General features: G+C 66.1%; 22 protein-coding genes. 4 read left to right on the top strand and 18 right to left on the bottom strand.

Annotated features, from left to right (window positions below; all coding sequences use genetic code 11):
- The first annotated feature begins 18 nt into the window (after positions 1 to 18).
- Complete coding sequence (treY, locus tag L5G33_RS12375; RefSeq protein ID WP_236998488.1) at positions 19 to 2349, top strand: malto-oligosyltrehalose synthase; 2331 nt, start codon at positions 19 to 21, stop codon at positions 2347 to 2349.
- On the opposite strand, the gene L5G33_RS12380 is transcribed toward treY, so the two are convergent.
- The 15 genes from L5G33_RS12380 to lspA all read right to left on the bottom strand — a co-directional run bounded on the left by L5G33_RS12380 (position 2350) and on the right by lspA (position 19447).
- A complete protein-coding gene (locus L5G33_RS12380) occupies positions 2350 to 3174 on the bottom strand; it encodes a hypothetical protein (protein ID WP_236998489.1) in 825 nt (274 codons plus the stop codon).
- A 7-nt stretch (positions 3175 to 3181) separates the two neighbouring features.
- Positions 3182 to 4345, bottom strand: coding sequence for an MlaD family protein (locus tag L5G33_RS12385; protein ID WP_236998490.1), 1164 nt, complete (start codon positions 4343 to 4345; stop codon positions 3182 to 3184).
- Complete coding sequence (locus L5G33_RS12390; protein ID WP_236998491.1) at positions 4342 to 5433, bottom strand: MCE family protein; 1092 nt, start codon at positions 5431 to 5433, stop codon at positions 4342 to 4344. Before L5G33_RS12390 ends, L5G33_RS12385 begins: the two co-directional genes overlap by 4 nt.
- Before the next feature lie 20 nt (positions 5434 to 5453).
- Positions 5454 to 6566: an MCE family protein gene (locus L5G33_RS12395; protein WP_236998492.1), complete on the bottom strand. Its 1113-nt coding sequence runs from the start codon at positions 6564 to 6566 to the stop codon at positions 5454 to 5456.
- Positions 6560 to 7552 (bottom strand): MCE family protein, encoded by a 993-nt coding sequence (locus L5G33_RS12400; RefSeq protein WP_236998749.1) that lies wholly within the window; start codon positions 7550 to 7552, stop codon positions 6560 to 6562. Before L5G33_RS12400 ends, L5G33_RS12395 begins: the two co-directional genes overlap by 7 nt.
- Entirely contained in the window at positions 7549 to 8583 is a 1035-nt protein-coding gene (locus tag L5G33_RS12405; RefSeq protein ID WP_236998493.1) for an MCE family protein, read from the bottom strand. Before L5G33_RS12405 ends, L5G33_RS12400 begins: the two co-directional genes overlap by 4 nt.
- A complete protein-coding gene (locus tag L5G33_RS12410) occupies positions 8580 to 9884 on the bottom strand; it encodes an MCE family protein (protein ID WP_236998494.1) in 1305 nt (434 codons plus the stop codon). The genes L5G33_RS12405 and L5G33_RS12410 overlap by 4 nt, the downstream gene beginning before the upstream one ends.
- 6 nt (positions 9885 to 9890) lie before the next feature.
- Positions 9891 to 10757: an ABC transporter permease gene (locus tag L5G33_RS12415; RefSeq protein WP_236998495.1), complete on the bottom strand. Its 867-nt coding sequence runs from the start codon at positions 10755 to 10757 to the stop codon at positions 9891 to 9893.
- A 1-nt stretch (position 10758) separates the two neighbouring features.
- Entirely contained in the window at positions 10759 to 11616 is an 858-nt protein-coding gene (locus tag L5G33_RS12420) for an MlaE family ABC transporter permease (RefSeq protein WP_372476899.1), read from the bottom strand.
- A 277-nt stretch (positions 11617 to 11893) separates the two neighbouring features.
- On the bottom strand, positions 11894 to 13225 hold the full coding sequence (gene ilvA, locus L5G33_RS12425) for a threonine ammonia-lyase IlvA (RefSeq protein WP_265742898.1): 1332 nt from the start codon (positions 13223 to 13225) through the stop codon (positions 11894 to 11896).
- A 79-nt stretch (positions 13226 to 13304) separates the two neighbouring features.
- A complete protein-coding gene (locus L5G33_RS12430) occupies positions 13305 to 13571 on the bottom strand; it encodes a hypothetical protein (protein ID WP_236998496.1) in 267 nt (88 codons plus the stop codon).
- Positions 13572 to 13648: 77 nt separating this feature from the next.
- The gene (locus L5G33_RS12435) at positions 13649 to 14245 is read right to left on the bottom strand and encodes an IMPACT family protein (RefSeq protein WP_236998497.1); all 597 of its coding nucleotides are present in this window, start codon (positions 14243 to 14245) and stop codon (positions 13649 to 13651) included.
- Positions 14246 to 14249: 4 nt separating this feature from the next.
- Positions 14250 to 17783, bottom strand: a complete 3534-nt coding sequence (gene dnaE, locus L5G33_RS12440) for a DNA polymerase III subunit alpha (protein ID WP_236998498.1) — start codon at positions 17781 to 17783, stop codon at positions 14250 to 14252.
- Positions 17784 to 17862: 79 nt separating this feature from the next.
- A complete protein-coding gene (locus L5G33_RS12445; RefSeq protein ID WP_236998499.1) occupies positions 17863 to 18789 on the bottom strand; it encodes an RluA family pseudouridine synthase in 927 nt (308 codons plus the stop codon).
- Complete coding sequence (gene lspA / locus L5G33_RS12450) at positions 18782 to 19447, bottom strand: signal peptidase II (RefSeq protein WP_236998500.1); 666 nt, start codon at positions 19445 to 19447, stop codon at positions 18782 to 18784. Before lspA ends, L5G33_RS12445 begins: the two co-directional genes overlap by 8 nt.
- Positions 19448 to 19533: 86 nt before the next feature.
- Here lspA and L5G33_RS12455 point away from each other — a divergent pair, with 86 nt between their 5' ends.
- Entirely contained in the window at positions 19534 to 20526 is a 993-nt protein-coding gene (locus L5G33_RS12455) for a hypothetical protein (RefSeq protein ID WP_236998501.1), read from the top strand.
- Between the two features lie 75 nt (positions 20527 to 20601).
- On the opposite strand, the gene L5G33_RS12460 is transcribed toward L5G33_RS12455, so the two are convergent.
- Entirely contained in the window at positions 20602 to 21180 is a 579-nt protein-coding gene (locus tag L5G33_RS12460) for a WKL family lipoprotein (RefSeq protein ID WP_236998502.1), read from the bottom strand.
- Between the two features lie 179 nt (positions 21181 to 21359).
- Between L5G33_RS12460 and L5G33_RS12465 the strand changes: the two genes are divergently transcribed.
- Positions 21360 to 22295 carry an asparaginase gene (locus tag L5G33_RS12465; protein WP_236998503.1) on the top strand — a complete coding sequence of 312 codons (936 nt, stop codon included), beginning with the start codon at positions 21360 to 21362 and terminating at the stop codon, positions 22293 to 22295.
- A gap of 42 nt (positions 22296 to 22337) precedes the next feature.
- Here the strand turns inward: L5G33_RS12465 and L5G33_RS12470 are convergent, their stop codons facing one another.
- Positions 22338 to 23645, bottom strand: a complete 1308-nt coding sequence (locus tag L5G33_RS12470) for a DNA polymerase IV (RefSeq protein ID WP_265742899.1) — start codon at positions 23643 to 23645, stop codon at positions 22338 to 22340.
- Positions 23646 to 23692: 47 nt separating this feature from the next.
- Positions 23693 to 23875, bottom strand: a complete 183-nt coding sequence (locus L5G33_RS12475; protein ID WP_236998505.1) for a hypothetical protein — start codon at positions 23873 to 23875, stop codon at positions 23693 to 23695.
- Between the two features lie 88 nt (positions 23876 to 23963).
- Between L5G33_RS12475 and L5G33_RS12480 the strand changes: the two genes are divergently transcribed.
- On the top strand, positions 23964 to 24716 hold the full coding sequence (locus L5G33_RS12480) for an SGNH/GDSL hydrolase family protein (RefSeq protein ID WP_236998506.1): 753 nt from the start codon (positions 23964 to 23966) through the stop codon (positions 24714 to 24716).
- The last annotated feature ends 117 nt before the right edge of the window (positions 24717 to 24833 follow it).

A 24833-nucleotide genomic window follows, 5' to 3' on the forward strand; every position in this document is an offset into this window, starting at 1 on the left:
GTCGACGATCGGAGCGCCATGACGACGATCCCGGCCGACCCGGTCGCGACATACCGTGTCCAGCTGACGCCGGACTTCGCGTTCGCCGAAGTGGCTGGCATTCTCGACCACCTCGTGAGTCTGGGGATCAGTCACCTCTATCTGTCGCCGATTCTGGCTGCCATGCCAGGGTCGACGCACGGATACGACTGGTGTCCACCGGCCCGCATCTCCCCGGAGCTCGGCGGCGCCGACGGATACCGCCTGCTGCGGGCGCATGCGAGGGCCGTCGGGATCGGGATCATCCTGGACATCGTGCCCAATCATCTCGGTGTCTTCGACTCCCACCACAACGAGTGGTGGGCCGACGTCCTGCGCCACGGGTCGGATTCGGAGTACGCCGACTATTTCGACCTCGACACCGATTTCGGCGACGGCGCGCTGTGCCTGCCGTGGCTGTCCGCAGACGGCGACCTGTCATCACTCCGTGTCTCCGACGGCGAACTGTGGCTCGGCGACCGCTACCTTCCGACGGCCGACGGCACGCTTCGACCGGGCGCGACCCCCGATGAGGTCCTCGCCGCCCAACGCTACCGGCTCGTCCCGTTCGACAGCCGCCAGATCGGCTACCGCCGATTCCTCGCCGTCAACGAACTCGCAGCACTCCGCCAAGAGGTGCCCGAAGTGTACGAGGCCACGCACGCCTGGCTCCGGGAGCTCGCGGCCGACGACCTGTTCGACGGCGTTCGCGTCGACCATCTCGACGGACTCACCGATCCCATCGGCTACTGCCGCAGACTCCGCGCCGACATCGGCGATCGACTGCTGTACGTGGAGAAGGGATTGAGCGTCGGCGAACACCTCGACCCTGCCCTTCCGGTCGACGGGACGACCGGTTATGAACAGCTCCGGCTGATCGAAAGCGCGTTCACCGCGCCGTCCGGAGCGGTCGAGCTGTCCGAGGTCTACCAGCGGATCACCGGTGACGTCGGCGACGGCGACGAACTGAACGCGCGAGCCGCGGCGTTGCGGCATGTGACGCTCGTCGACATGTTCTCCGACCGCCTACGACGCACCACCGCACTGTTCGCCCGGAGCGCACCCGAGGTGCCTGTGCACAACGTCCAGCAGGCGGTCGCCACGATGATCTCGGGCGCGCGACTCGCACGACCGGGCTACCCGTCGTCCAACCCGGTCGTCCTCGAGACGATCGCTCGTCTACGCGTCGAGAACCCGTCGATGGCCGACGGTCTCGACGTGCTCGCGCGCGCGTTCGCCTCGCCCGAGCGTGCACCACAGGCCGTCGCCCGCCTCGGTGAAGCCGTCGCAGCGGTGTCGGCGAAGGCCATCGAAGACATCGGCTACCACCGCACGTCGCGTCTCGTGTCGGCGAACGAGTTGGGCTGTACGCCCTTGGCGCCCACGGCCAATCGAGATGAGTTCCACGGCACCCTGGCGGCACGTGCCCGCGACTGGCCACGTGCGCTGACCGCCCTGTCGACCCACGACACCAAACGCAGCGAAGACGTCCGCGCACGGATCGCGGTGATCGCCCAGATCCCGCAACGCTGGACCGTCCTCGTCCTCACGCTGTGGCAGGTGGCGCCGCCGCCGCACGCGCCGACTGCCTACTTCCTCCTGCAGAACCTGATCGGCGTCTGGCCCGACTCCGGGACGCCGGGCGCGACCGTCCGGGCACGGTTCCACGCGTATGCGCGCAAGGCGATGCGCGAAGCGCAGCTCATTTCATCGTGGACGGCGGTCGACGACGCGGCCGAGTCGGCGATCCTCGACTGGATCGACCGACTGCTCACCGGAACTCCCGCCGATCTGATCAGCGACTTGGTCGCCGTCATCGCCGAGCCCGCCCGTGACGAGTCGATCTCCCGCAAGACGCTGTCGTTGTTGATGCCCGGAGTCGGCGACGTCTATCAAGGCACCCAGTGGTGGGACGACTCACTCACCGACCCCGACAACCGTCGCCCCGTCGACTACCGGCGTTCCGGCGACGACGCGCACGGTCTGGACCACCCGAAAGCCCGCATGATTGCGACGGCGCTCGCCGTCCGGCGTCGCCACCCGGACTGCTTCGGTCCCGGCGGCGGGTACGCGGGTGTCGTCTGCCGCGGTCCGAGCGGCATCCACGTCATCGCGTTCACTCGCGGCGGCGCCGACGGTGAGCCGCAGGTATTGGTCGCCGCGATCCGGTTGGCGCACACGTTCCGCGCGGGCTCCGCACGCGAGCACGCCGTCATCCCACTCCCGCCCGGCGTCTGGCGGGACGCCGCCACCGGCGCCGATCACCACGGCTCGGTCACCGCCGACGCCGTCTTCGGTGACCGCCCCGCGGTCGTGTTGGAACGGTTGTGATCAGCCGGCTGGCTGCTGAGTGGGGGCTGCCGGTGCGGGAATCGCCTGCTCGGGCTGACCAGCCGACTCGCCCGCCATGCCCGGTACGGCCTGCACGTTGGAGACTAGCCAGTCGCCGTCGGACTTCTCGAGCGTCAACTGGATGAGGGTGACAGCGTGGCCGCCGCTCGGTGCGACCGCCGATGTGCCGGTGAACTCGAAGCTCACCACGGTCACCGCACGATCCTTCGAGAACGACTCGACCATCGTCGAGTTGACCTTCGTCGTCACGTTGGCGAGCTTCTGCGTGTCGCGCCACTGCACCGTGTCCGGCGCAGACTTCTCGATCTGTTCCTTCTGTTTGCCCGTCGAGAGCGGTCCGACCTTCGCCTTCAACTGGTCGGCCGATGCGCCCTCTTCCAGCAGGACGCCGAAGTACTCGGTGACGTAGTGGGCCGACGCCGCCTTGCTGTCGTCGAACGCGTTCAGTTCCTGCTCGGTGTCGTACCACTTCCACCCGCAGAAGCCGAGCACTGCCAGGACTGCGACCACGACGATCGCCGCACCGATGCGCGTCAGCACCCGCGCCGACACCGTGAACTGTTTGCCGCCCGACGTGTCGGTGGAGTCGGCTCGAGCTTGCGCCTTCGCCTTGGCCTTCGCGGCGACCCCGGTGGCGGTTCCACTCTCGACAGGGCCCGTCTCAGCGGTCCCAGCCTCAGCGGTCCCAGCCTCAGCGGTCCCAGTCTCGGCGGATTCAGTCTCGGCGGATTCAGTCTCCGTGGTTTCCGGCTCCTGCCCGGCGTCGTCGGTAGTGTTCTCGATCTCAGAATCCTCGGGCTTCATACATCCTTCACTTGTCCAATGGAACCGATCGTGCATTCGGATCGTAGTTCGGCGGCGGTCCCGCGGTGTCGTCGCCCTTCGGGCGGGGAGCGTTCTTCGAGCCTCGAGTCTGCAGCGTCAGGTCCTTGGTCTCGCAATACAGGTTGGTCGGCACTGTCAGCTCCAAGATCTTGGTCGGGCGGACCGGTGCCATTGTGTAGTTGCAGGCAGGCCGCGGATACACCGACGCCAGCGCCCACCAGGCTCCGTCGTGGAACATCTTCTGCGCCTGAATGCTGCCATCGCGGATCGACGGGAACAGGTTCGCCAGGGTGGGAGCGCGCAACGCGCCCTGCCGTCCGATGTCGAGGAACTGTTTGAGGATATCGCTGACCGGATCGGTGATCGTCGACAGCGACCCGGCGAGCGACGTGAATTGTGCAGGACCGCGGCCCAGCAGTTCGCGGATCTCGCCGTCCGACTTCGCGACCGCCGTCATCAGCTCGTTGGTGCCGGTCGCCAGCTTTCCGAAGTCGGGTTGGACGTCGGCCGTCGTCTTGAAGATCGTCCCGAGATTGTTGATGAGCTCAGTCGTCTGCGGGAGGACCCTCGCAAGATCGGCGAAGATCACGCCGCCCGAATGGAAGATCGACTTGAGTTGGTTCGGTCCCTTGTCGTTGAGGGCGATTTCCAGTTCCTGCAGTGTCGACGTCAGCTTGGGTGCATCGATCTGGCTGATCACATCCAACGTGGACTGCAGCATCGACGAGAACGCCACCGTCACATGGGTCTGCTCGCCCATCTCGATGGTGTCGCCGTCCTCCAGGTACGGGCCCTCGTTAGTGGCAGGCGTGAAGTTCACGTACTGTTCGCCCGCCGCCGAGAGGCCGAGCGCCGACACCTTCGACTTCTTGTTGATCTTCACATCGTCGTCCAGCCGGAGGTGGACCTGGACGCTCGACGGAGTCACCTGGATGTCGCGGACTTCACCGATCTGCGAACCGCGGAGCATCACCTTGCTGGTGCCCTGCAGTCCACCCGATTCCGGGAAGTCCACCGTGACGTCGTAGGTGCCCTGCCACGGACGCCAGCTCAACGAGCCGAAGGCCAGGTACGCCAGGCCGAGGAGCATCACCACGACCAGACCGAGGTTTCCGATGATGATCTTGTGTCTGGTCAGCCACTTCTTCATCGCTGTCCCCCAGTGTCGCCGGTGATCATCGCGAGCAGACGAGCCAAGGTCACTTGGAGGGCGTGATCGCCCTGGGTGATGTCGGAGGCGTCCGGCAGTCGCGACGCCGAGTCGAATCCGACACCGGGCGAGAGCCAGAAGACCTTCGCGGCGACGGAGGCCGCCGAACTCGCCGTCGACTTGGCCCACTTCGGGGTCAGCTCGGCCACGCGGTCCGACAGCGGCCCGAAGATGGGCGCCGACTCGTTGAGCGCACCCAGCGTCGTGTTGAGGTTGACCAGCAGTTCGCTGAAGTTCTGCTTCTCCGACTTCAGGAAGTCGTTGGTCGCGGACGTCACCTTGTTCGACTTGTCGAGCGTGGTCAGGATCGAACCGACCTGGCCGTCGACGGCGTCGATGGCCGCGGGAAGCTTGTTCACCGAGGCGGCGATCTGCGACCGGCCGTCCGCGAGTTCCTTGGTCAGGTCCGCGGTGACCGCCATCGCCTTGTCGACCTCGCCAGAGTTCCGGTTGAACTTGTCGATCGCCGTCGTGAAGCCTTCGATCGCACCGTGGAGCTCGGGCGCGTTCCCACCGATCGCGGTCGACAACTCCGTGAAGATCCGCTGCAATGCGCTCACTGATCCGCCGTCGACGAGAGCCGTCGTACTGATGAGCAGATCCTCGACCGTCGCCGCAGCCGAGGTCGGACCGGTCAGCGTTCCACCGTCGCCGACGACGCCCTTCGATGGGTCCTTCGGCGGGACGAGAGCGACGAACACGTCGCCGAGCGGCGTCGCCTGACGGAGTTCGGCTCCCGTTCCGACGGGCAGGGTCACACTCTTGGACACCGACATCGTCACGTTCGCGCGATAGTTCTCGGCGACGATGTCGTCGACCACGCCGACGTCGGTGCCCGCCAGACGGACCTTCGCCTGACTCGGAAGGTTGAGCGCGTTCTCGAACGACGCGTGGACGGTGATCGCGTCACCGATGCCGCCCGGGGCGGGCAACGGGATCTGTTCCACGGTGACACCCGGGACCGCGCCGCACGCGGCCAGGCTGATCGTGGTGGCCAAGGCGACGACCGCCGCGCCGACCTTCCTCATCCGTGGCTTTCTCATCCGTGTCATTTCGTCAACAGCCCCAACAGTCCCGAGTAGATGCCCATGTCGGGACCGAAATCGTTCAAACGTCCGGTCCGGCAGCCGTTCTTGTTCACGTTGATCGCCTCACAGAGAGTCGAAGTGAGCTCGTTGTCGACCAGCGACTTGTCGAGCAGCACCGACGCGCGCCACGCACCCTGCTCGGCGGAGACCGAATTCGACAGATTCTGGAAGAGCAGCGGGGCGATATCGACCGATTCGACGACCTGCCTTGAATAGTCCGACAGGTTCGCGATGACCGCGCTCAACCGCCCGGTCGACGAGCTGATGGTGCCCGCGTTGTTCTCCAAGAACTCGGACGTGTTCGTCAGGGTGCGATTCAAGTCGTCCAGCGACGAGACGAGGCCGACCGACTGCTCGCCGAGCATCTGCGACACCGTCGTCAGCGACGACGAGAACTGCAGCATCTTCGGATAGTTGTCGGTCAACGCCGTCGTCAACTTGCTCATCGACTTGAGGATGTCGACGATCGCGTCACCGTTGTCGGCGCCGGTCTTGCCTGCCTTCGCCAACGCGTCGAGCGCTTCTCGGAGGCGTTCACCGTTGCCGTCGGCGATACCGGACGTGATGTCGACCAAGTCGGCGATCGGCCCCTCGCCCGGCTCGTCGCCGGACAGGTTCACGACCAACTTGTCAATCGAGTCGAACAGGGTGCCGATCTCGACGGGAGCCTTCGTGTGCTTGATGACGTCGTCGGCGCCGAGCGTCGGGCCGCCGGTGTAGGCAGGCGTCAGCTCTATGTGGCGGGTCGTCACGATCGACGTGTTGACGATCGCCGCGGTGGCGTCGGCCGGGACTGAGACGTCGTTGTCGACGGTCATCTCGACCTTCACGCGGGTGCCCTGCGGCTCCACCGACAAGATGCGGCCGACCGGCATGCCGAGGACGGCGACGTCGTTGCCCTCGTACAGGCCCGACACGTCGTCGAAATACGCGGTCACGGTCTTCGACTGCCCCAGCGCCGACGACCAGCTCGCGGGCACCAGGGAACACCCGGTCACGGTGATCACGGTGACCGCGGTCATCGCGACCGCTGCGACGGCCCGCCGCGTTCGGGCTCGCGTCATCGTCAGCATCCGTCGACCACCTTCGCCAGGCACAGCCAGTTGTCGGGGAAGATGCCCCACGGGAGATAGCCGTTGGCGTACGGACCGTCACCCACCAGGTTGTTGGTCAGACGGGCCGTGACCGGCAGCACCTCGAGCATCTTGCGCAGATTGTCACGGTTCTTCTCCAGGCCCGACGAGATGGTGTCCAGGTTCGCCATGACCGGCGCGAACTGATTGCCGTTCTCGGCCGCCACTGCCCGCGCCTGCTCGGTGAGTTCGGCGACGCCGTCGAGCATGCGGGTGACCAGACGCTCGCGCGTCGATATCTTCGTCGCGAGCTGGGCGCCCTGCCCGACGATGATCGACAGCTGGAACTGGCTGTTCTCCACTTGCTCGGTGACCGCCTTGGTGTCGGTGAGGAGCTGGCCGATCTGGTCGGTCCGGTTGTTGATGACCGCGGACATCCGGGTCAGCGCGTCGAGAGTGGGCTCCGCGATCGCCGGAGCACCCTTGAGCTGAGTGTTCAACGTGCGGATGCTGTTCGCGAGGTCGTCGGCTTTGATGCCCGCCAGCACCGGGGTGCCCTTCTCGAGGGTCTGTTGCAGGTCGTACGGCACGCGCGTGGTCGTGATGCGGTCGCCGTCCAACTCCTTGTCGGATTCACCGAGGACGACGTCGACGTAGCGCTGGCCGAGGAGCGTCGACATCTTGATCTCGGCGGAACCGTCCTCACGGACGGTCACGTCGTTGTCCACCTTCATCGTAACCTTCACGTGGTCGCCCGCCAGTTCCGTGTCGGAGACTTCACCGACGTCGATGCCCGCGACACGCACCTTGTCGCCGGTGCGCAGACCGCCGGCCTGGATGAAGTCGCCCGTGTACGTCTTCTTCCCGATGTTCGCCGAACTGATGCCGACGATCGCGACGAGCAGAACGATGATGCCGATCGCACCGAAGACGCCGTACCAGAGTCCACGGCGGTCGCCGAACGAGGAGCGCAAACGATTCTTCACTGGCACACCACCGAGTGTTGGGTTCCGCCGATCTGGGTGATCAGCCCCGGCGGAAGCAGGACGTCGCCGATCGAGATGTCGAGTTCACATGCATAGATGTTCAAGTACGCGCCCTGCATCATGACGAGCGGGAAGTGACCGAGGAACTCGGGAAGAACCTTGGCCATGGTGTCGAGCTTGCCGCCCTGACCGATGAGTTTGGACGTGGCTTCGCGGGCCGCGGTACCGGCGTCGCGTAGCGACCCCCGGTTCTCGGCGAGCACATCCGCGAATCCGTCGGCGGTCGTGCCGATCTGATCGATCGACTTGCCGAACGCCGCCGAATTGCCGTTGAGGTTCTCGACGAGTTTCGAGGCGCTGTCGATCAAGGTCTGCACCTGCTTGCCCTGCGACGCCAATTCGCGCATCACCACCGAGAGGTTCGTGATGATCGAGCCGAGCACCTGGTCGCGGTTCGCCATGTCGTCAGCCACCTGGCCGATCTGCGAGAGCGTCCGAGACAGCGACACCTCGTCGCCCTGGAACGTCTTGATCAGGCTCTCCGAGAGCGAGTTGACCTGTTCGGGAGTGAGGGTGTCGAAGACCGGCTGGAAGCCGGCGAGCAGCTTCGTCACATCGAACGAGTCCTCGCCGGGCAGGTGGAGTGTCGATCCCTTGTCCAGTTCCCGTCCCGGCTTGTCGCCGTCGAGGTTCAACGCGAGATACCGCTGTCCAATCAGGTTCTGGTAGCGGATCGCGGCTCGCGTGTTGGCGTAGACGTGCTGGCCGTCCTGCACCTCGAACGTGACCTTGGCACGTCCGTCGTCGAGCTCGATGTCCTGGACTCGACCGACCCGCACACCGGCCATGCGGACGTCGTCACCGGACGCCAGACCGGACGCGTCGCCGAACGTGGTGGCATAATCGGTCACTTCGCCCTGCACCGAACGGTCCAGGGTCGACCAGATCAGGTAGGTGACGAGCAGCGCGACCACCGCGAACACACCGAAACCGATCAACGGCTTACGGATGCTGTCCGTGTTCTTGCTCATCGCTGTCCCTCCTGCTCAGGCGCAACCGAGACCAGCGGCCCGAGCATCAGCTTCTCCGCGGACGTCGGCGTGCGCCCCAGCGCGGTGCCCAACGTCCTGGAGTCCCGCGACGTCGATACGCCGCGCGACTTCTTCGCATTCCGGTTCCGGTCGGGCTGCATACCGCCTTCGGGATACACCAGCAGCGGACCCGACTGCGTCGGACCGGTTCCGGTGCCCGGTCCGACACATTCCGGGCCGCGGAGCTGACCGTACGGCCCGCCGTCGTACACGGGACAGTTTTGCTTCGTGTACATCCGGTAGGCGCCGAAGTTGATGCCCAGGTTCAGTTGGACGTGCCCGTTGACGCCGGTGAAGACGCCGAGCACGCGACCGGCGAGCACGTACAGTTCACGCAAGGCCTGCGGCAGGGCGTCGGGGTCGAGCATCGTCGCACCCAACGTCGTGTTGAGATCGCGGACGACGCGTTTTCCGGCGTCTCCGTTCTTCGCGAACAGCGCCTGCGTCGTGTCGAGCAGATCTTGGCTGTTCGAGAGCAGTGCGGTGAGATCGTCCTGCTTCTCGGCGATCGTCAATGCGGGCTTCACCGACTTGCCGAGTGTGTCGAGCAGTGTGGGCGTCGAGGACGCCAGCCCTTCGACGGCGTTGGTGAAGTTGTCGAAACCCGACGGCGCGCCCGGTGGGAACTGCGCGTTGATCGTCTTCCAGTACGTGTCGAGGACCCCGACGAAAGTCGAGAAGGTGGCCCCGCCGCCGTCGAGCGCGTCGGCGATGGTGCCGAGCACCATGCCGAGATCCTCCGGCGGGACGCTGCGCAGCAGGGTCCGCAGCTCGTTCTGTGCATCCTGCAAGCGGATCGTCGGCTCCGACGTATCGGCCTTGACGGTGGCACCGTCAGACAGACGGTCGTTCGACGGGTGTTCGGGACGGATGAGTTCGACTGAGTTGACGCCGAACAGGTTCGACGGGACGGTCCGCGCGGTCGTGTTCGCCGGAATGCCCTCGGCCTGCTTCGGATCGAGCAGCATCGCGACCTCACGCTGCTGTTCCGACGACGAGCCGACGACCGAGACCGTGTCGACTTGGCCGACGATCATGCCGTTGTAGCGGACGTCCGCCCCGCTGATCAGACCGTCGCCGACATCGGTCAACGCCGCCGACACCTCGGTGTTGTCCTCGAACTTTCCTTCGTACCGCGCCCACAGGAGCCCAAGCACCAACACACCGACGACGGCGAAGATCACTCCTCGCACGAAGTACGTCGTCATCGATGGATCGCGTCCACCTGTATCGATTTTCATGGCCGCCTACCCCGATATCCTGATTCCGGCAGTCAAACCCCAGAACACGAGCGTCAAGATCAGATTCGCGAACACGATCGTGATGATCGACAACCGGATCGCGTGGCCCGCTGCGATGCCGACGCCTTCGGGGCCGCCGGACGCGAAGTAGCCGTAGTAGCACTGAATGAACGTCGTCAACAGCACAAACACGATCACCTTGATGAACGAGAAGACGACGTCGCGCGACAGAATGAACGATTCGAAATAGTGCATGTACGTTCCAGAACCTTCGCCGCTCTGCACTTGGAACATCACCTGGCAGGCGATGTAGTTCGCGGCGAGCGAGATCGCGTACAGCGGGATGATCGACAGGACCGCAGCCGCCATGCGGGTGGTCACCAGATACGGCAGCGGGCGGATCGCAATGGATTCGAGGGCGTCGATCTCTTCGCTGATGCGCATCGAACCGAGCTGCGCGGTGAACCGACATCCCGACTGCGCGGTGAACGCCGTCGCTGCGAGGAGCGGCGCGATCTCGCGAGTAGTGGCGAACGCCGAGAGACCACCGGTCAGCGGCGACATGCCGAGCAGGTTCAACGCGGTGTAACCCTCGATACCGACCGTCGCACCGCCCATCACGCCCAAGATCACCATGACGCCGACGGTGCCGCCGCCGACGACGATCGCGCCGTTGCCCCACGCGACGTCGGACAGCAGCCGCCAGACTTCCTTCTTGTAGTGGCGGAACGTGATCGGCGCGAGCGCGATTGAGCGCACCAGGAACGTGATCAGGTGCCCCATTGCGACGAGTCCGTCACGCGGACCCGCCAGCGCTTTGCGCCCCCACTCCAGCGGTTTCAGAACGGGCGGGGTATATCGAGACGCTGTCATGTCACACCACCTTCGCCGGGACGACGAGCGCGAACACCTGGGTGAGCACCACGTTCACGGTGAACAGCAGCAGGACGGAGTTGACGACCGCCGCATTGACTGAGTTCGCGACACCGGCCGGGCCGCCGCTCGTATTCAGTCCGCGGTCGCAGGCGACGACGGCCACGATGGCCCCGAATATCACCGCTTTCACCAAGGCGAATATCAGGTCCGATGTGCTCGCGAAGGACGCGAACGTCCCCGTGTAACTGCCTGGCGTGCCGCCCTGCGCGTACACGTTGAACACATAACCGGTGATGAAGCCGACGAAGCAGACGAAGCCGCACAGCAGGAACGCGACGAGCATGGTCGCCAGCAGGCGAGGCGAGATGAGACGTTGGATCGGGTTCACCCCCATGACCTTCATCGCATCGATCTCGTCGCGGATGGTGCGCGAACCGAGGTCGGCTGCGATGGCCGATCCGACGGCTCCGGCCAGCAGCAGCGAGGTGACCAGGGGTGCGCCCTGCCGGATCACGCCGAGGCCGGTTGCCGCGCCGGAGAACGACGTCGCACCGATCTGTCCGGCGATGTTCGATACCTGGATGGAGACGATGACACCGATCGGGATGGCGACGAGAAGAGTCGGAAACACCGACGTCGAGGCCATGAAGGCGCATTGGCGGACGAACTCTTTGAAGGGGAATCGACGTTTGGCGATGTCGACGATCAAGACTTTGAAGACTTCGACGAACATCGCCAACTGGCGGCCGAACGTCTCGAACGATTTGGTGATGTGCTCGCGATACCACTTGCCCGCACCGCTCGCCGACCATCTCGTACCGAGCCCGGTTCGCGTACTTACCGTTTCCGTGCTCACTCCCCTACCTTCGCGTCGTCAAACCAAGGCCGTCAGCCGGACGGGAAGATCATCCCCGACGCCCGCCACGGTCTTCCGCGAGGATTCCCGCCGATGTCCGCTAATCCGTGGATCGAAGCATACACAGTGCAGACGGTTTCGTGTGCACGGAGTCACAGATACTCCGTCTGTGTCGCGCGCCGCATACATGCGGATACACGTATGCGCAGGTCAGTAGGCATCCTGCCGCACACGGCTGGTGGTTCGACGGCCACCGCCAGTTGAATTCTGAACCGCGTCAGGTCAAATATCGGTACGCGGGCGACCCCGGTTCCAAGCGCTCGACGTTCAACCGAGATCGCGACATCCGGCTCTGCAAGCCCTCCAGTCCGGTTGGATCGCCGAGTTCGATGCCGACGAGCGCTTCGCCGGTGTCCCGGTTGTTTCGCTTGACGTACTCGAACAAGGTGATGTCGTCATCCGGCCCGAGGACCTCATCGAGGAAACGACGCAGGGCCCCGGGCTCCTGCGGAAAGTTCACCAAGAAGTAGTGCTTGAGCCCACGGTGCACGAGGGACCGCTCGATCACCTCTCCGTAGCGAGACACGTCGTTGTTGCCGCCGGAGACGAGTGAGACCACGCGGGCGTTCGCGGGCAGCGACAGCTCCGCCAGCGCGGCCGTCGCCAACGCCCCCGCAGGCTCGGCGATGATCCCCTCGTTCTGATACATCTCCAGCATCGTCGAGCAGACGGCGCCCTCGTCGACGTGCATGATCGTGACACTGCCCGGCGCCACCTCGACATCGGCGAGCTCGACGACCGGGACCGCAGGCGTCTGCGCGATACCGGCCAGATCCGGATGTGCGACGACGCGGGCGCCCGCCGCGGCCATCACGGCGTGCCCGAGTCCACCGATCCGTTTGACGGACGCGCCGTCGACGAAGGGGTCGATCACATCCAGCGTGTACGGCGATCCGTTGACCAGTGCGGCGGCGAGCGATGCCGCCCCGCTCGGTTCGACGCCGACGATCGCCACGTCGGGCACCACGTCGCGCAGATAGGTGACGATGCCCGCCATGCATCCCGCACCGCCGACCGGCAGCACGACGACGTCCGGCGCCTCGCCGAGCTGATCGACGATCTCTTCGCCGATGGTGCCCTGCCCGGAGGCAGTCCTCGGGTCGTCGAACGCATGGATCCACGTGGCTCCGGTGCGCAGCACATCGGCCTGCGCCGCCGAAGCCGCCGCGTCGTAGGTCTCGCCCACTGCGATCAGCTCGACGAATCCCTTTCCGTGCCAATTGATCCGGTCGCGCTTCTGCTTGGGGGTCGTGGTCGGCACATAGATCCGACCTTGCACGCCCATCGTCGCGCACGCGAACGCGACTCCCTGGGCGTGGTTGCCCGCGCTCGCTGCGACGACGCCTGCCGCGCGTTCGGCGTCGGAGAGTTGCGCCATCACGTTGTACGCGCCGCGGATCTTGTACGAGCGGACACTCTGCAGATCCTCGCGCTTGAGGTAGACCCGCGCGCCGGTGTCGACGCTCAGTCGCGGACACGGCTCCAGAGGGGTGCGCACGATGACGCCCGCGAGCCGCTCCGCGGCCTCGATGATGCTGCCGCGGTTCAGCCCGGGGACCGGATCGTCAATGCTCTTCGCAGCGACAGTCGGTTCTGCGTTATTCGGCCCTGCGGTTTTCGACCCTGCGCTATTCGGCCCTGCGGTTTTCGACGACGTACTCACGCGCACTATGTTCCCACCGTCGGCTATACCAGGCGTAACCGCCCCACCACACAGCGGCCGTCGCGATCGCCGCGGTCCATGCGGCGACGACGGCCGAGCCGCCGAACATCAGAACACCCACTACCAGGAGGAACCCGACGCCCACTGCCGCCAGTTTGTTGAGCGGCCACCGCGCGCCCGCGAGGTCGACGACCGGAACCGGTCGCTGCACACTCTGAATGTGGGTGGTCATAGATCCGAGTGTAGCGCATTCTGATCAAAAGTTTCGGCCACCCGAATCCACCCGTGCTCCGCGCTGAGTCGGCCGCGTCAGTCCAGGATCGTCGCCGAGCCGGACGTGACGGACCGGATGTGATCGCAGAGTCGCTCCTGTGCGTCGGCCGAGACGTCGACGACGAAGTCGACGGCGTCCGCTCCGTACTCGGTGGACCGCACCGTCGCCATCGAATGCAGGTCGGTCGCGACACGGCCTGCGTCGTCGACTCGAACCCGGAGTCGGACCACGCACGACGGCATCACCTCCTGGAGGGGAGCCGCGTCCAGCACGGCGCTGGCGCTGCCGCCGTACGCGCGGATCAGGCCGCCCGCACCGAGTTTCACGCCGCCGAAGTGGCGGACGACGACGATCGCAGTGTTCACCACGCCCCGCCGACGCAGTGCGGTGAGGATGGGTGGGCCTGCCGTGCCCGCGGGCTCCCCGTCGTCGGCCGATCGGCTCGTCTGGTGCGGACCGGAACCGATCACGTACGCCCAGCACACGTGGTTCGCTCCGGCCGACGGAACGCGCTCGATGAGCGATGCGACGTCGCCGGGCGACTCGATGGACGCCGCCGTCGCGATGAAGCGCGACTTCTTGACGGTCGTCGAGACGACGACCTCACCCGCATCCGGTCTGAGGACGAGCATCGTCTCAGGTGAGGCATCCGGGTCCGAGCAACGCCTTCAAATCGCCCATCAGCGCCGACGACGGAGTGACTCGGAGCGCGTCGGTGAGTCGCAGTTGTGTCTGCTTTCGGTCGCTGACGAGCGTCACGTGGACGTCGGATGTCCCCGGATGCCTGATCAGGATCTGTTTCAGGTCGCTCACCCGATCGGGTGTGCACCGGTTGGTCGGCAACGTCAAGGTCAACGGCTTAGTCGCGCCGACTTCGGTCAGGTCGGGAACGGCGAGATCGTTGGCGCTGATCATGAGCGAGTCCTCACGCTTGTTGACCCGCGCCTTCACCAGAACGATGTTGTCCTGCAAGAGATCCATCCCGTACGCGGTGAACGCGCGCGGGAAGAAGTAAACCTCGACACCGCCGACCATGTCTTCGATGGTGACGGCCGCCCATGGCTCGCCCTTCTTGTTGACGCGCCGGGTGACCGACGAGATGATCCCGCCGATCGTGATCTGCGCACCGTCGGCGATGCTGCCTTCCAGGAGTGTCGAGATCGACGTGTCGGTGTGGGCGGAGATCGCGTGCTCGAGCCCGGCGAGGGGGTGGCCGGATACATAGAGGCCGAGCATGTCGCGTTCGAGTGCGAGCTTGTGCTTGGTGTCCCATTCCTCGTCGGGGATCTTGACGGCGAACACGTCGCCGACATCCTCGACGTCGGCGCCGCCGAACAGGTCGAACTGGCCCATCGCTTCGGCCTTCTTGGTGCTCATCACCGCGTCGACCGCGTCGGCGTGCACGAGGAAGAGTCCCTTGCGGGGGTGTTCCATCGAGTCGAACGCGCCCGCTTTGATGAGCGATTCGGTGACCTTCTTAGTACAGGCGACAACGTCGATCTTCCCGAGGTAGTCCGAGAAGTCGGCGTAGCGCTCCTTCGCTTCGCGGGCCGCGATGATCGACGAGACGACACCGGTGCCGACGTTGCGGATCGCGGCGAGTCCGAAGCGGATGTCTTCGCCGACGGCGGCGAAGTTGGGCAGCGACTCGTTGACGTCCGGCGGCAGGACGGTGATGCCCATCTTGCGGCAGTCCGCGAGATAGATCGCCGCCTTGTCCTTGTCGTCGCCGACCGAGGTGAGCAGGCCTGCCATGTACTCGGCCGGGAAGTTGGCTTTGAGGTACGCGGTCCAGAAGGAGACGAGTCCGTAGCCTGCGGCGTGCGACTTGTTGAACGCGTAGCCGGCGAACGGCAGGACCGTGTCCCACAGGGCGGTGATCGCGGCCTGCGAGTAGCCGTTGTCGCGCATGCCGTCGGCGAAGCCGTCGTAGGCCTCGTCGAGGATCTCCTTCTTCTTCTTGCCCATGGCTCGTCGCAGCAGGTCGGCCTGGCCGAGCGAGTAGCCTGCGACCTTCTGGGCGATCTGCATGATCTGCTCCTGGTAGACGATCAGACCATACGTCTCCGAGAGGATCTCCTTCAGCGGCTCCTCGAGCTCCGTGTGGATCGGCCTGATGTCTTGCAAACCGTTCTTGCGCTTGGCGTAGTCGGTGTGCGCGTTGACGCCCATCGGACCCGGCCGGTACAGCGCCAGGACCGCGACGATGTCCTCGAAGCCCGTCGGCTGCATCATTTTGAGCAGTTCTCGCATGGCCGCGCCGTCGAGCTGGAACACGCCGAGCGTGTCTCCTCGAGCCAGGAGCTCGTAGGTCTTCTCGTCTTCGAGGGGCAGAGTGTCGAGGTCGAGATCGATCCCTCGGTTGGTCTTGATGTTCTCGATCGCGTCGCCGATGACGGTCAAGTTCCGCAGCCCGAGGAAGTCCATCTTCAGCAGGCCGATGGCCTCACAGGAGGGATAATCCCAACCGGTGATGATCGCACCGTCTTGGGCCCGCTTCCACACCGGGATCGCATCGGTGAGAGGCTCCGACGACATGATCACCGCACATGCGTGGACGCCGGCGTTGCGGACCAGTCCCTCCAACCCGAGAGCGGTGTCGTAGATGCGCTTGACGTCCGGATCAGTCTCGATCAGCGTCCGCACCTCCGACGCCTCGGAATACCGTTCGTGCTCGGGATCGGTGATCGCCCACACCGGGATGTCCTTGGCCATGATCGGCGGCGGCAGCGCCTTGGTGATCCGGTCCGCGATCGAGAAGCCCGGCTGACCGAATTGCACACGCGCCGAGTCCTTGATCGCGGCCTTCGTCTTGATCGTGCCGAAGGTGATGACCTGCGCGACCTTGTCCTGGCCCCACTTGTCCGAGGCGTACGTGATCATCTCGCCACGACGACGGTCGTCGAAGTCGATGTCGATATCGGGCATCGATACGCGCTCGGGGTTCAAGAATCGCTCGAACAGCAGACCGTGCGGGATCGGATCGATGTTCGTGATGCCCATCGCGTACGCCACCAATGATCCGGCCGCAGAACCACGACCGGGACCGACCCGGATACCGACCTCAAGCGCGTGACTGATCAGGTCGCCGACCACCAGGAAGTACGCCGGGAACCCCATCTGGTTGATCACCGACAACTCGTACTTCGCCCGATCGAGGTATTCGGTCGGCACCACTTCGCCGGCGAACCGCCGATCCAATCCGGTCATCACCTCGTGTTCGAGCCACGACTCCTGCGTGTACCCCTCGGGAACCGGGAAGATCGGCATCCGGTCGTGGTGAGTGAACACGTCCTCGTAGGACTGCACACGTTCGGCGATCTCCAACGTCGAATCACAGCCGCCGGGCACCACGTCGTCCCACAACTCGCGCATCTGCTGCGCCGACTTGAGGTAGTAGCCGTCGCCGTCGAACTTGAACCGCGTCGGATCCGACAACGTCTTACCGGTCTGGATGCATAGCAACGCCTCATGGGAGGACGCGTGCTCACGCGTCACGTAGTGGCAGTCGTTGGTCACCAACGGCTTGATCCCGAGCTTGCGGCCCACGTCCAGCAGTCCCGACCGGACGCGCTGTTCGATCTCCAGTCCGTGCTCCATCAACTCCAGGTAGAAGTTGTCCTTACCGAAGATGTCCTGCCACTTGGCCGCGGCAGCCAACGCCTCGTCCTCATGCCCCAGACGCAACCGCGTCTGCACCTCGCCTGACGGACACCCTGTCGTGGCGATGATCCCCTCGGCGTGCTCGGCGATGATCTCGGCGTCCATCCGCGCCCACTTGCCCAACTGTCCTTCGATCGACGCCATCGACGACAGCTTGAACAGATTCCGCAAGCCCGTCGCGTTCTCGGCGACCATCGTCATATGCGTGTACGCACCCGAACCCGACACGTCGTCGGACTTCTGATCTCGACTGCCCCACAGCACACGCTTGGTGTTGAACCGCGATTCCGGCGCAATGTACGCCTCGATCCCGATGATCGGCTTGATGTCGAACTTGCTCGCCGTGTTGTAGAAATCCGACGACCCGTACATATTTCCGTGATCGGTCATTCCGATCGCAGGCATCTCCAACCGCTTCGCCTCGGCGAACAACGGAGACATCTTCGCCGCCCCGTCGAGCATCGAGAACTCGGTGTGATTATGCAGATGAACGAACGACCCGGACACGCTGGCGACTCCCCGCATTGAAATTCGATGGAACGGTTCTACTGTATGCGTCGCGTACGACAGTCTCGGCCCGGCACGCCTACACGTCGCGCAGCACCTCGAGCGCGTGCTGCAGATCGTCCGGGTACTCGGTAGTGAACTGGACGCGGCGCCCGTCGGCGGGATGCGCGAACGCGAGCGAACGCGCATGCAGCCATTGCCGTTCAAGACCGAGCCGCGCCGCGAGCGTCGGGTCCGCCCCGTACGTCGGATCGCCCGCGCACGGGTGATGCAGCGCCGAGAAGTGCACACGAATCTGGTGGGTTCGCCCGGTCTCCAAGTGCACGTCCAGCAGTGATGCCGACGCGAACATCTCGAGCGTCTCGTAGTGGGTCGTCGACGGCTTGCCGTTCGAGGTGACCGCGAACCGCCAGTCCGAGCCGGGGTGTCGGCCGATCGGCGCCTCGATGGTGCCGACCGGTGGATCCAGATGGCCTTGGACGATCGCGTGGTAGACCTTCTCGACGGTCCGATACTTGAATGCTCGCTTGAGGACCGTATACGCGTTCTCGGACGCCGCCACGACCATCACTCCCGACGTGCCAACGTCGAGTCGATGGACGATGCCTTGGCGTTCCTGCGCGCCGGACGTCGAGATCCGGAAGCCCGCGGCCGCGAGCGCGCCGATAACGGTCGGCCCCGTCCAGCCTTGCGACGGGTGCGCGGCGACGCCCGGCGGCTTGTTCACCACGACGATGTCGGAGTCGTGGTAGATCACGTCGAGATCTTCGACTGGCGTCGGCTCGACCGTCAACGGCCGCTCCGGTTCGGGCAGGGTGACGTCCAACCAGGTGTCGGCGACGAGTTTGTGGGCCTTGTCGACGGCAACGCCGTCGACCGTGATGTCGCCTGCGTCGGCGAGCCCCGCCGACACCGTCCGCGACAGCCCGAGGAGCCGAGCGACTCCGGCGTCCGTGCGCATGCCGTGGAGCCCATCGGGCACTGGCATCGCTCGTGAGTCACGCATCGTCGCCATCCTTGTCGTCGGCGGTCCCGCCGCGGGTCGCGTCAGTTGTCCCGGCGCGGGTCGCGTCAATTGTCCCGGCGCGGGTCGCGTCAATTGTCTCTGCCGGACTCTTGCGGGCCGCCCAGCCGGACCGGGTGCCGTCGTAGTCGTAACCGAGGAGGGTGAGGACCACCAGCAGCACGGCGCCGCAGACGACCGCCGAGTCGGCGACGTTGAACGTCGGCCACCAGTCGCCGACCTGGATGAAATCGACGACGTGACCGCGCAGCGGACCCGGCGCGCGGAAGATGCGGTCGGTCAGGTTGCCGATCGCGCCGCCCAGCACCAGTCCGAGACCGATCACCCAGCCCGTCGAGACGAGTCGTCGGCTGTATCGGATGATCCCGATGACCACAGCCAGTGCGACGAACGTCAGCACCCACGTGTATCCGGTCGCCATCGAGAACGCGGCTCCGCTGTTGCGGATCAGTTTGAACGTGACGAAGTCGCCAATCACGTGTGTCGGATTCCACGGGTCGAGCCGGGCGACGGCCAGTGTCTTAGTCACCAGGTCCAGCACGTAGGCGATCACCGCCACGAGGGCCAGCAGCGCGACTGTCCGGGCCGTGCTCCGCCCGGCGGGCCGGGTGCCGCCGTCCCCGGTCTCGGTTTCACTCATTCCACGATTGTCCACGATCGAGGTTCGTCACACCGACGCTGCCCTCGCTGACCCGTCGCTCGTGCGCGGTCACTACTCTCGGAGCGGTGAGTGTCACGCCGATCGCGTCCGTCGCGAACCCGCACCAGCCGTCGTCGAAGAGACGTGTCGTCGCCGCATTGGCGGTACTGCCCGTGGGCGTCGCCGTCGCCCTGAGCGGATGCTCGTCCGACGACGCAGGCACCGCCGACTCCGGGCCGTGTGCGCCGTCGTCGAGTGTGGGCAGCGAGGGTGTTCGCCCGATCCCCATCGCGCCCGCCGAGGTCCAGGTGCTCGACGCCGGGGCCGGTGATCGCGCGGTCCTGACACCGAGGCCCGACGCGGCCAGCCCGCAGACGGTGACGTTGACGACCGATTCGACGGAGGCGTCGATCACTCCGGGTGACGACAACGCGGCGTCGATCCAGCGGACCCAGCAGGAGTTGAGCACACCGATCACCGCGCGGGTCGTCTGCGACGACCCGTCGAATCTCGAGTTCACCATCGGCACGCCGACGAGTAAGGACGCCGAGCTAACACCCGAGCTCGATGCGATCGCCGGTTCGGCCGGCGGGGTGACCGTCGCCGACGGGTTGAGTGTGCGCTCGCTGCGACTGTTCCCGAACGAGGAGTCCGGGTCGCCCGCACGCAGCGCCCTCGAGCAGTCGTTCTCGGGGGCCCTCGACCAGTCGGTGCCCCTCCCTGCCGAGCCGGTCGGCGTCGGTGCCCGCTGGCAGTCGGTGCGGACCGTCTCGTCGGCGGCCACGATCAAGCGGACGACGACCGTCACGCTCACCGAACGCACGGGCGACACGGTGAAACTGGCGGTCGCCGTCGACGAGGTGCCGGTCGACTCGGTGTTCCGGATCCCGGGGTCGGCTCAAACGTTGGCGATCAACCGATACTCGATGGCGGGCACCGGCGACATCACCGTCGATCTCTCGCGCATCCTCCCCGTCGCAGGGTCGATCACGACCAAGGGGGCGCGTGAACTGGTCGGTGACGCGAACGCTGCTCCGCTGTTGCAGCAGAACGAGTACACGGTGGGCTGGAAGTCGTGACCCGCGGGGAGACGCCGTGACGGGCAGAGGGCCCCTCACCGTGTGGTGAGGGGCCCTCTGCGAACGTGGTCGCCTCTAGCTCGACTTCTTCTTCGACGCCTTGGCGCTGCTCGACGGCGAGTCGTCGGCGCACAGCACGCTGTCGACGTCGTTGGCCGACAACAGCGGGCACACCGTCGACTTGGACAGCTTCCACCGACCGTTGTCGTAGACGATCGCGGCGTCGATCGGCTGCGCCGGGTTGCCCGGAACCTTGACCTCGACCTTGACCTTGGCCTTCTTCGGGCCGTTCTTGGTCACCGGCGGCTTGATCTTGTAGGTGACGTCCGGGTTGTCCTTCGCGGCCTTGACCAACTGGTCGAACAGCTTCGGGTCCGCCTCGGACCCTTCGACGAGCTCGGTCTTCTCGGACGCGTCGACCTTCGGGTCGAGCGCCGTCTCGAGCATCTCGTTGAGGGCCTTGATGCTGGGCACCTTGTTCGGATCGGTCATACCGCCGTCGGCCGACGACGTGCTGCCTGATGCGGCGCTCGTCGACGAACCTGCGGTGGGCACCGGAGGCAGGTCCGAGCCGCCGTCGTCAGAACCACACGCAGCGGTTGCAGCGACCGCGGCGGCCACGATGGCACCGGTCACGAAATTGCGAATCTTCACGGATAATCCTCACGTCTGGTTCTGCGCGGGACCTTGGTCTGGCCCCCGAGCCCACCCCACTATGCCAAAAGGTCGCGCGGCTGCGCATCCGGGCACCTGACGCACCGTTCGTCACACCCGTCCCGCGCGCCGCCGTCGACCAGGGGGCATCGCGCCGCGACAAGTGCAAGAATCGGGCCATGAGCCCACGCCAGGTTGTGATGATCACCACCGGCGGCACAGCCGCCTCACGCACCACCGACGACGGGGCGGTCCCCGTGCTGTCTGCGCAGGATCTGCTGCCCGACACGGCCGCTGACGTCGTCGTTCGTCCGCGCGAGTTGATGGCAGTCGACTCGTCGTCGCTGACTGTGCGCGAGCAGTTCGACATCGTCCGGGCCATCGCCGCGGAGTTGTCCGACCCGGCGGTGGACGGCGTCGTCGTCACGCACGGCACCGACACCTTGGAAGAGACGGCGTTCCTCGCCGATCTGTTCGGCGACGACCCCCGACCGGTGGTGTTCACCGGAGCACAACGTCCCGCCGACCACCCGAGCCCGGACGGTCCAGCGAACATCGCCGCCGCGGTCGCGCTGGCGGCTGACCCCTCGGCTCGGGGGCGCGGAGCGCTAGTCGCCCTCGGCGGCACCGTCCTCGCCGCTCGTGGCGTGTTCAAGACGTCGACGACCGCTCTGCGTGCTTTCGACACCGTGCATGCCGAGTTGCCCCGCCCGATCGTCGCGGAGTCGGTGCCCACACGTCCGGCACGGGTCGACCTCCTCGCGCTCTACCCAGGCGTGTCCCCCGGCACCATCGCCTCCGCGGTCGAACAGCGGGCCGCAGGAATCGTTCTGTCCGCCACGGGGTCCGGCAACACCCATCCGGACATCACCGCACAGGTGAACCTCGCGGTGCAGCGGAACGTCCCGGTGGTCGTCTCGACTCGCGTGCCGTACGGCGCCGTCGAACCGACCTACGGCGGCGGAGGCGGCGGCGTCGACCTGATCCGCGCGGGCGCGATCTTCTCGCCGTGGCTGCGCGCGCCGCAGGCACGCGTAGCACTCATCGCGCTGCTGTCGACCGGCGCCGATCGGAACGCGATCGAAGCCTTCTTCACCGCATCGTCACCGCGTTAGGCGACCGGTGAGGCTCCCTGCCCGGTGACCCGCGGCCCGTCGTCACAGATCCCAGTCCAGGCTGTCGAGCGGATCCGCGCGTGTCAGGAGGGGTTCGGGCAGGCGGAAGTTCCGAGTACGGCCCGGCCCGGTCGCACGCGTCTCGAAGCGGACGGTGACGAATCCGTGTCCGCCGCCCTGCACCCAGCCGTGCCCGTGCTCGGGGTGCGCGACGTCCGTGCCGGTGGGCCAGTCGTCCACCGCAGCGGGCCCGCGCGGGATCTGGACGCTGGTCGGGGCGGGTGAACTCTCGTCGTCCTCGTCGGGGGCGGCGTCGAGTTCGGGAAACAGCGAGTCCTGACGGACGTCGTCGAGGCCCGAGTAACCGACACCGACGAGCCGGACCGGCCCGATGTCGAGTGGATCGAGCATCACCCGGTAGGCGGCGGCGGTGAGGGCACCCAGGTCGGTGGTCGCGGTCGCCAGAGTCGACGACCGGGTCAGTATCGACATGTCGCTGAGTCGGTGTTTGACGACGACGGTACGGGCGCCGCGACCGTCGTCGAGGAGTCTGCGGTGCGCGTGCGAGGCGGCAGACGATACGGCCGCTCGCACCCCGGTGAGATCGATGATGTCGGTGGCGAACGTGCTCTCGGCGCTGATCTGTTTGGCGTCGGCGCGCTCGGCGACCGGGCGGTGGTCGATACCGTGCGCGAGGCGGTGCAGTGCGGGTCCGACGGTCGCTCCGAGCACCGAGGCCACCTCGGTCTCCGACAGCGCGGCGAAGTCGCCGATCGTCTCCACGCCCAGGCGTCCGAGCCGCTCGCCGGAGACGGGGCCGATCCCCCACAGTTTGCGGACCGGAAGCCCGTGTAGGAACTCCAGTTCCGTGCTCGGGAGGATCGCGCGCAGCCCGTCGGGCTTCGCCACCCCGGATGCGATCTTGGCGATCTGTTTGCCCGAGCCGAGTCCGACGGAGGCTGCGAGCCCGGTCTCGTCCCGGATCGCGGCGCGCATCGCCGTCGCGAACTCTTCCGCTTGCGCCGCGCTCGCACCGGCGAGTTCCGGTGGTTCGCCGAATGCCTCGTCGAACGACAACGTCTCGATGACGGGCGTGAAGCGGCGAACGATCTCGAACACGCGGCCGCTCACCACTCGATAGACGGATCCGCGCGGCGGCACGACGACGGCGGCCGGCCCGATGAGTCGGCGCGCCTCGTGCATCGGCATCGCCGATCGGGCCCCGTACACCCGAGACTCGTAGCTCGCGCCTGCGACCACACCGCGTCCGCCGGACCCGCCGACCACGACGGGCCGACCGGCCAGAGTAGGTCGGGTGAGTTGTTCGACGGACGCGAAGAACGCGTCCATGTCGATGTGGAACACCCAGCGTGAGCTGCGCTCAGCGGCGGAGGCGTTCACCACCGCTCACGGCACAACGCCAGAACTCGTGGATCACTGGTGACGAATCGGTCGACCTCTTCGCCCGCGTCGCAGCGCAGTAACGAGATGGTCGCCGAATCCGGCCGGAGGGCGGCCACCTCCCAGACCGCGCCCGCGTCTTCCCAGCGCTGCAGGCGCGCGAGGTCGTCGGTGCTCATACGGTGATCTTATCGCCGGTCACGCGCCCGGACTGTGGCTGGTCGGCCTGGTCATCTCGCCCTCGGCACGGCCGGTAAACTCAGGCGAGTGAATTTCACTCGATACGTCGCACTCGGCGACTCGTTCACGGAAGGGGTCGGCGATCCCGACCCGGCGCTCCCCAACGGCGTCCGCGGGTGGGCGGACCGCGTCGCTGGCGCGCTGACGGCCGTCGACCCGGACACCCGGTACGCGAATCTCGCGATTCGCGGACGCAAACTGGTGCCGATCGTCGACGAGCAGGTCGACACCGCAGTCTCGTTGAATCCGAACCTTGTCACCATCCACGCGGGTGGCAACGACATGCTGCGGCCGGGCGTCGATCTCGACGCGCTCGGCGAGGTCTACGACGAGGCAGTCGGCAGGCTCGTCGCGACCGGCGCGACAGTCGTCATCTTCACCCCGCACGATCCCGGGGCGTCGAAGTTCTTCCGGCCGCTGCGGGGCCGCTTCGCGATCATGGCCGAGATCACCCGCCGGATCGCCGACCGTCACGGCCTGGTGCTCGTCGACTACTGGCGGATCCGCGATTTCGACGACATGCGCATGTGGGCGTCGGATCGCCTCCACATGTCGTCCCAGGGACATCAGCGGATGGCGATCGCGGTCCTCGACGCGCTCGGCGTCGCCCACGACCTGGAGCCGTTACCGCTCCCCGACTCCATCCCGGCGGGCGCAGCCGAGAATCTGCGGTGGACTCGTGAGTTCCTCGGTCCGTGGGTCGGTCGTCGCCTCCGCGGCACGTCGAGCGGTGACGACCTCGAGGCGAAGTACCCGACCTGGTCCGCCGCACCTGCCTGACAGCCGTTCACGCCTAGGGCGCGAGACGATTGTGCCCTAGGCACCACCATTGTGCTCAGGGTTGAACCCTGAGCACAATGTCGTGCCCTGGGCGCAATGTCGTGCCCTGGGCATGCG

The sequence above is a fragment of the Gordonia liuliyuniae genome (genome assembly GCF_021738805.1).
GTDB lineage: Bacteria > Actinomycetota > Actinomycetes > Mycobacteriales > Mycobacteriaceae > Gordonia > Gordonia liuliyuniae.

Coding starts and splice junctions, on each gene's coding strand:
- treY (WP_236998488.1), top strand. CDS start 19: ATGACGACGATCCCGGCCGACCCGGTCGCGACATACCGTGTCCAGCTG.
- L5G33_RS12380 (WP_236998489.1), bottom strand. CDS start 3,174: ATGAAGCCCGAGGATTCTGAGATCGAGAACACTACCGACGACGCCGGG.
- L5G33_RS12385 (WP_236998490.1), bottom strand. CDS start 4,345: ATGAAGAAGTGGCTGACCAGACACAAGATCATCATCGGAAACCTCGGT.
- L5G33_RS12390 (WP_236998491.1), bottom strand. CDS start 5,433: ATGAGGAAGGTCGGCGCGGCGGTCGTCGCCTTGGCCACCACGATCAGC.
- L5G33_RS12395 (WP_236998492.1), bottom strand. CDS start 6,566: ATGCTGACGATGACGCGAGCCCGAACGCGGCGGGCCGTCGCAGCGGTC.
- L5G33_RS12405 (WP_236998493.1), bottom strand. CDS start 8,583: ATGAGCAAGAACACGGACAGCATCCGTAAGCCGTTGATCGGTTTCGGT.
- L5G33_RS12410 (WP_236998494.1), bottom strand. CDS start 9,884: ATGAAAATCGATACAGGTGGACGCGATCCATCGATGACGACGTACTTC.
- L5G33_RS12415 (WP_236998495.1), bottom strand. CDS start 10,757: ATGACAGCGTCTCGATATACCCCGCCCGTTCTGAAACCGCTGGAGTGG.
- L5G33_RS12430 (WP_236998496.1), bottom strand. CDS start 13,571: ATGACCACCCACATTCAGAGTGTGCAGCGACCGGTTCCGGTCGTCGAC.
- L5G33_RS12435 (WP_236998497.1), bottom strand. CDS start 14,245: ATGCTCGTCCTCAGACCGGATGCGGGTGAGGTCGTCGTCTCGACGACC.
- L5G33_RS12445 (WP_236998499.1), bottom strand. CDS start 18,789: ATGCGTGACTCACGAGCGATGCCAGTGCCCGATGGGCTCCACGGCATG.
- lspA (WP_236998500.1), bottom strand. CDS start 19,447: ATGAGTGAAACCGAGACCGGGGACGGCGGCACCCGGCCCGCCGGGCGG.
- L5G33_RS12465 (WP_236998503.1), top strand. CDS start 21,360: ATGAGCCCACGCCAGGTTGTGATGATCACCACCGGCGGCACAGCCGCC.
- L5G33_RS12470 (WP_265742899.1), bottom strand. CDS start 23,645: ATGGACGCGTTCTTCGCGTCCGTCGAACAACTCACCCGACCTACTCTG.
- L5G33_RS12475 (WP_236998505.1), bottom strand. CDS start 23,875: ATGAGCACCGACGACCTCGCGCGCCTGCAGCGCTGGGAAGACGCGGGC.